Source organism: Streptomyces sp. SID11385, from assembly GCF_010548245.1.
Lineage (GTDB): Bacteria > Actinomycetota > Actinomycetes > Streptomycetales > Streptomycetaceae > Streptomyces.
This window is the reverse complement of sequence record NZ_JAAGLR010001064.1, coordinates 1-6,423: the sequence shown is the minus strand read 5'-3', so window position 1 is coordinate 6,423 and position 6,423 is coordinate 1. Positions and strand designations below refer to the sequence as shown.

Here is a 6,423-nt window from a genome sequence, read left to right as displayed (position 1 = left end):
GCTTGTCTTTCCGGCCGTTTCCGGTCCGTTCCGACGTCCTGAACAGTAGTGGATTCTCGCCCGGGCTCATAATCGAACCGATCGGAAAAGATTTGGACAGCGCAGAGCCGCCGAATGCTCTTCCCTGGGGATAAGCCGTACTGCTGAGGGGGTGCCGCTTTCACGGCGAGAGTGCTGCTCAAAGCCTGTGCGGCTTCGTGGCAACTCGGAGAACCATACGGATGCCCGACGTCCGTGTCAAACGAGGGTGAGGCCGCCCGCCCGCACGCCATGATCGCTTCGCGCACCTCGGTGCGCGGGTGCGGGGCGGCCCCGTACCGCGAGGGAGGGGATCGGGATGGGTACAGCACGTGCTCTGTCGGCCGTCATGCTTCTGACGTCGGCCTTCTTGGGAGCGGGGGCCGGGCATGCGGCGCCCGTTACATCGCAGGTTGTGACACCGCCGGACCTCACCGTCATCTCGTGGAACATCTGCGGTGAGGCAGGCGGAGCGCGTGGCGCGGCCGGATATTGCCCGTACCGGAACGACCCCGAGCGCAAGACCGAGGAGCTCGCGCGGCTCGTCGCGGCGGAGAACGCGGACGCGGTTCTGCTTCAGGAGACGTGCGGCGGGCCCGGCGGGGCGCACGAGAGGAGCCTGCGCGAGAAATTGGGGGCCGGCTGGTCGTTCGCGTTCGCACCCGCCAAACGGCCCGATGACAAGAACGCGGACGGCACCCCCAAGGGTGACCCGGAGGCGAGTGCGTGCCGGGGTTCGCTGGCCGGCGGAATCCTCGGGAACCTGATCGCCGTGCGCGGCACCATTTCGGCGGAGGCGCACGAGAACGCGCTGCCCCCTGACCCGGCCGGTGTGAGTGTGCAAAGGCTGCCGGTCCAGTGCGTGGCCGTGGCCGAGTGGTCGACGTCCGTCTGCGACACGCACATCGTTCCGGGCGGCACCGATCCCCGTGTCCCCGCGCAGATCGAGGCCGTGCGGACGTTCGTGGCCGGTTTCGGGACCGCGCGGGGGACGGCCCGGACGGTGCTCGGCGGGGACTTCAACCGCGCCGCGACCGACGCCGCGATGCAGCCGCTCACCTCCGCGTACGAGAACTGTGTCAGCGGGACGACGCACCACGGCTGGGACAACGCGGCCAAGGCGCACCGCTGGCACGCGTTCGACCACCTCTTCGTCAGCCGTCCCGCCGAGGGCAACGCCTTCTCCTCGTGCTCCGTCGAGAGCGCGCTGATGGACACGACGGAGAACGAGGCGGACAGCGGCGATCCGAACGGTTTCTCGGACCACGCGCCCGTCGTCGGACGGCTCGGCGGGCACCGTACGGCGGGAGACCTCGACGGGGACGGCCTGCCGGACCTGCTCGCCGTCGACGACAGCGGGCAACTACGGCTGTACCGGGGCGACGGGCACGGCGGGCTCCTCGGAGCGCCCGCGATCATCGGCACCGGCGGCTGGCTCGGCAGCGCGGTGACCCATCGCGGGGACTGGACGGGCGACGGCCTGGAGGATGTCGTGGCGCGCGTCGGCGACGAGTTGCGCGTCTATCCCGGACGCGTCGGCGGCACGCTCGGCTCCCCCGTCCGCCTCCTCACCGGTCTCGCGTCCGACGCCCGGCTCGTCGCGCCCGGCGATACGACGGGGGACGGACGCACGGACCTCGTCGTGTCGACCGGCGGCACGCTGTGGCTGTACGAGAACGACTGGGCGCACCGGCCCGCCGTGCGGGAACCGCGTCTCATCGGCACCGCGGGCTGGTCCCCCATGACCCTGACCGCGCCCGGCGACGCGGACCACGACGGCCGCCCCGACCTGCTCGCCCGCGACACGCGGGACGGCACGCTGTGGCTGTACCGCGGCCTCGCCGACGGCGGCGTGGGCGCGCGGACCGAGTACGGGCACGGCTGGACCACCGCCGCCCGGCCCCTGCTCGCCGGAGCCGCGGACGCCGACCGGGACGGCCGCGCGGACCTGTGGGCCACGACGGGCGAGGGCACCGGCACCCTGCTCTTCTACGCGGGCGGCACCTCCGCGAGCGGCGACCCCACGGACGGGCCCCGCACGACCGTCGGCCTCAGGAGCTGGAACACGATCCGCGCGCTGTCCTGAGCGGCCGGGGGGCGGCCGGGCTCAGGCTCCGGCCGCCAGCTCGCGGCTGCGGTCACGGGCGGCTTCGAGGGCGGCGATCAGGGCGGCGCGGACGCCGTGGTTCTCCAGTTCGCGGATCGCGTTGATCGTCGTCCCCGCCGGGGAGGTGACGTTCTCGCGAAGCTTGACCGGGTGCTCGCCCGAGTCGCGGAGCATGACGGCGGCGCCGACCGCGGCCTGCACGATCAGCTCGTGCGCCTTGTCGCGCGGCAGGCCGAGCAGGATGCCCGCGTCCGTCATCGCCTCGACGAGGAAGTAGAAGTACGCGGGGCCCGAGCCCGAGAGCGCGGTCGCGGCGTCCTGCTGGGTCTCCGGGACCCGCAGCGTCTTGCCGACGCCGCCGAAGATCGTCTCCGCGTGGGCGAGGTGCTCCTCGGTGGCGTGCGTGCCCGCCGAGATCACCGACATCGCCTCGTCGACGAGTGCCGGGGTGTTCGTCATGACGCGTACGACCGGCGTGCCGGGGGCGAGACGGTCCTCGAAGAACGCGGTCGGGATGCCCGCGGCGCCGCTGATCACGAGGCGGTCGGCGGGCAGGTGGGGGGCCAGCTCGTCGAGCAGCGTGCCCATGTCCTGCGGCTTCACCGTGAGGATGAGGATGTCCGCGCTCTTCGCCGCCTCCGCGTTGCCCACGGGGCTCACGCCGTGGCGCGCGCGCAGTTCCTCGGCGCGCTCGGGGCGGCGCGCGGTCACGAGCAGGTCCTCCGGCGCCCAGCCGGCCCGCAGCATGCCGCTGAGCAGCGCCTCGCCGATCTTTCCGGTGCCGAGTACGGCGACTTTGAGCGTCATCGTGTTCACCCTCCGGGCGGGTTCGTCGTCCGGCGGTCAGTCTCGCACCGGGCGACGGTCGCGGGCGGGGCCGTCCGGTGGGCGGTACGGCGACGGGGCGCGCGGCCCGTACCCGTACCCCCGCGGCCGGCGGCGCGGAGGCTCGTACGGCGTTCCGGCCGTCAGTTCGTGCGGCGGCGCAGGGTGGCCGCGCCGAGGGACAGGACCAGGAGGGCGCAGCCGGCGACGACGAGGAGGTCGCGGACGAAGTCGCCCGTGACGTCGGTGTGGGACTGGATCTCGGTCATGGCGTCGACCGCGTAGGACATGGGGAGGACGTTCGACAGCGCTTCCAGGACGGGCTGCATGCGGTCGCGCGGGGTGAAGAGGCCGCACAGGAGGAGCTGCGGGAAGATCACCGCCGGCATGAACTGGACGGCCTGGAACTCGGAGGCGGCGAAGGCCGAGACGAAGAGGCCGAGCGCGGTGCCGAGGAGGGCGTCGAGGAGCGCGACCAGGAGCAGGAGCCACGGGGAGCCGGTCACGTCGAGGCCGAGCACCCAGACCGAGAGGCCGGTGGCGAGGGCCGCCTGGAGAACGGCGAGGGCGCCGAAGGCGAGGGCGTAGCCGCCGATGAGGTCGGCCTTCGCGAGGGGGAGGGCGAGGAGGCGTTCGAGGGTGCCGGAGGTGCGTTCGCGCAGGGTCGAGATCGAGGCGACCAGGAACATCGTGATGAGCGGGAAGATCCCGAGCAGGGATGCCCCGATCTGATCGAAAGTGCGCGGGCTCGCGTCGAACACGTACCGCAGCAGGAAGATCATCAGACAGGGGACGACGAGGAGCAGCGCGACGGTGCGGGGGTCGTTGCGGAGCTGGCGCAGGACGCGCGCGGCGGTGGTGAGGGTGCGGGAGGGGTTCATCGGTTCTCCTGTGCCGCGCTGTCCCCGGGGGCGGCGGCGGTGTCCACGAGGGCGAGGAAGGCGGCCTCGACGGAGTCGGTCGCGGTGCGGGTGCGCAGGTCGTCGGGGGTGCCCGCGGCGAGGAGGGTGCCCGCGCGGAGCAGGAGCAGGTGGTCGCAGCGTTCCGCCTCGTCCATGACGTGCGAGGAGATGAGCAGGCTCGTGCCGCTCTCGCGGGCGAGGCGGTGGAAGAGGGCCCACAGCTCGCGGCGCAGGACGGGGTCGAGACCGACCGTCGGTTCGTCGAGCACGAGGAGTTCGGGGCTGCCGAGGAGGGCGACGGCGAGCGAGACGCGGCTGCGCTGGCCGCCGGAGAGGGCGCCGGCGCGGGCGTCCGCGTGCGCGGCGAGGTCGACGGCTTCGAGGGCGTCGTCCACCGCGGCGGTGCGGCGGGGTGCCGCGCGACGGCCCGGGTCGAGGACGGCGGCGAAGTGGGCGAGGTTCTGGCGCACGCTCAGGTCGTCGTAGACGGAGGGGGCCTGCGTCACGTAGCCGACGCGGGACCGCAGGGCCGGGGTCCCGGCGGGCGCGCCGAGGACGGTCAGCTCGCCCGTGACCGCGCGCTGGGTGCCGACGACGGCGCGCATGAGGGTCGATTTCCCGCAGCCGGAGGGGCCGAGCAGTCCGGTGACGCGGCCGGTGGGGACGGTGAAGGCGAGGTCGTCGAGGACGGGGCGGTGGCCGCGGTGGACGGTGAGGTGGGTGGCGCGGACGGCGGGGGGCGCGGAGGGGTCGGTGGTGGTGGGGCGGCTGGGGGGCATGGGGTCTCCGTGGTCTCCGGGAGGGAGCCTGCGGCGGTTAATTAATCGCCTGGTTAATTCTTGGGCGGGCGGGCGCGGGGCGTCAAGGGGCTGCGGGGGTACGGAGGGGAGGTACGGGGTGGGACGGCGAGGACGCGCGCGGGAAGCCGTTCGCCGTGTTGACGCGCGAAGGCCCCCGGGGTGCGGGGGCCTTCGGCGGGGCGGGGTGGGGTGACGTCCCAGGTCAGGGGTGACGTGCCATCAACTGATGTCAGGGTGTGGGGCGGCGCGCGAGCGTCAACTCGACGATGTATTTCTCCTCGATCGTGGCGTCCGGGAACACGGTGAGCAGCGCGGCGCGTTCGGCTGCCAAGAAGCTGTTCCGGGTGGATTCGTCACGGACAAGGAGGATGGAGTGGCTTGCGAGGTTCGCGAGGTGGTGGTCGAGCGGGATGCGGCGGCTCCATCGGACGGTGCGGGAGACGGAGCCGGCCTGTTCGGCGAGCGCGCGGTTCCTCGGGGAGTCGTGGCGCGGGTCCTTCGCCGGCTCCGGTGTCTGCTGGAGTGCGTGCGGGCCCTGAGCTCCGGGGGCGCCGTGCGCCTGCGCCTCCGGGCCGAACCACTCGCGCAGGCGGGCGCCTTGGGCGGCAACCCACTCCACCTCCGGGTCGGAGACGTTCCACCACGCGGCGAGCGCGCCGCCCGGGCGCAGGACGCGCATCGCCTCGGGGAACGCGCGCTCGGGGTCGGTCCAGTGCCAGGACTGGGCGTAGGTGACGAGGTCGGCGCTGCCGTCGCGGAGCGGGAGCGCGTTGCCGTCACCGCGCACGACGGGGAGCGCGGGGTGGTCGAGGCGGTACTGGGCGGCCATGCCCGCGCCGGGTTCGACGCCGAGTACGTGGGCGCCGCGCGCGGCGAGGCGGGCGCTCGCGATGCCGGTGCCCGCGCCGACATCGATGACGCGGGCGCCGCGCAAAGGGCGTTCGGCGAGTTCCTCGACCGTGTCGAAGAGCGCGTCGGGGTAGGAGGGTCGGTAGGCGGCGTAGGCACCGGCGGCGGCGTTGAAGGAGTGTGCTCTGCGGGTGTGCGTGGCAGCGTCCATGGGATCATCCTGCGCGGGCCGCCGTGCGGAAGGTCAAGGGGTCCCGGTCTCACGCCCGTTCACGGTCCACTCCGGCTCCCGTCAGTGGCGCTCCGGCTCTCCTCAGCGGCGCTTCGGCTTCCCGCGGCCCTTCGCGCCGGGCTTCGCTCCGCCCCTGGCACGGCGCTTCTCGTACCGCGTCCGCGCTTGCTCGTACTCCCTGCGCACGAGGGATTCGCCCGGGGCCTCGGTGAGGCAGCGGACCGCGTGGGCGAGGAGGGTGCCGAGGAAGCCGATCGCCAGGAGGCCGCGCACGGACTGCTGGGCGGCCGGGTCGGGGCGGCGGGTGAAGTTCTGCCACGTACGGGCGAAGGCCATCGCCGTGCACAGCGTGAACATCACGACGAGCAGGATGTCGACGAGGCCGCCGACATCGGCGAGCGCGATGCCCTCGTAGGCGAATTTCAGCACGAGGGCCCCGGCCGCCGCGCAGAGCAGCGAGCCGAGGCCGACGGCGACGCGGCGGGCGCCGTAGCCGCCGTCGTGGGCGAGCCACGTCGTGCCGAAGAAGCGCAACGGTTCGGGGCGGGGGCCCGGCTCGCTCGGTGTCCTGGGGGGCGGGGGGCCGGGGGTCTCGCGCGCGTTCTCGGTCACCCGGCGATTATCGCGGGCGCGGGGCTCGGCACGGGGTCGGCCCCCGGACGGCGGGGCGCCGGGCGGCCGACCTCCGGG

6 protein-coding genes are annotated in these 6,423 nt (G+C 73.6%); 1 reads left to right on the top strand and 5 read right to left on the bottom strand.

What is annotated here, in order from left to right; all coding sequences use genetic code 11:
* Window positions 1-433: 433 nt before the first annotated feature.
* Entirely contained in the window at window positions 434-2,104 is a 1,671-nt protein-coding gene (locus G3I42_RS38540) for an FG-GAP-like repeat-containing protein (RefSeq protein WP_343244727.1), read from the top strand.
* A 21-nt stretch (window positions 2,105-2,125) separates the two neighbouring features.
* Here the strand turns inward: G3I42_RS38540 and proC are convergent, their stop codons facing one another.
* The 5 genes from proC to G3I42_RS32710 form a co-directional block, all read right to left on the bottom strand.
* Window positions 2,126-2,932 (bottom strand): pyrroline-5-carboxylate reductase, encoded by an 807-nt coding sequence (gene proC, locus G3I42_RS32730; protein WP_164291309.1) that lies wholly within the window; start codon window positions 2,930-2,932, stop codon window positions 2,126-2,128.
* Between the two features lie 161 nt (window positions 2,933-3,093).
* On the bottom strand, window positions 3,094-3,831 hold the full coding sequence (locus tag G3I42_RS32725; protein WP_164291308.1) for an ABC transporter permease: 738 nt from the start codon (window positions 3,829-3,831) through the stop codon (window positions 3,094-3,096).
* Complete coding sequence (locus tag G3I42_RS32720) at window positions 3,828-4,631, bottom strand: ABC transporter ATP-binding protein (RefSeq protein ID WP_164291307.1); 804 nt, start codon at window positions 4,629-4,631, stop codon at window positions 3,828-3,830. The genes G3I42_RS32725 and G3I42_RS32720 overlap by 4 nt, the downstream gene beginning before the upstream one ends.
* Before the next feature lie 250 nt (window positions 4,632-4,881).
* A complete protein-coding gene (locus G3I42_RS32715; protein WP_164291306.1) occupies window positions 4,882-5,712 on the bottom strand; it encodes a class I SAM-dependent methyltransferase in 831 nt (276 codons plus the stop codon).
* Window positions 5,713-5,814: 102 nt separating this feature from the next.
* A complete protein-coding gene (locus G3I42_RS32710; protein WP_164291305.1) occupies window positions 5,815-6,345 on the bottom strand; it encodes an EamA/RhaT family transporter in 531 nt (176 codons plus the stop codon).
* Window positions 6,346-6,423: the final 78 nt, after the last annotated feature.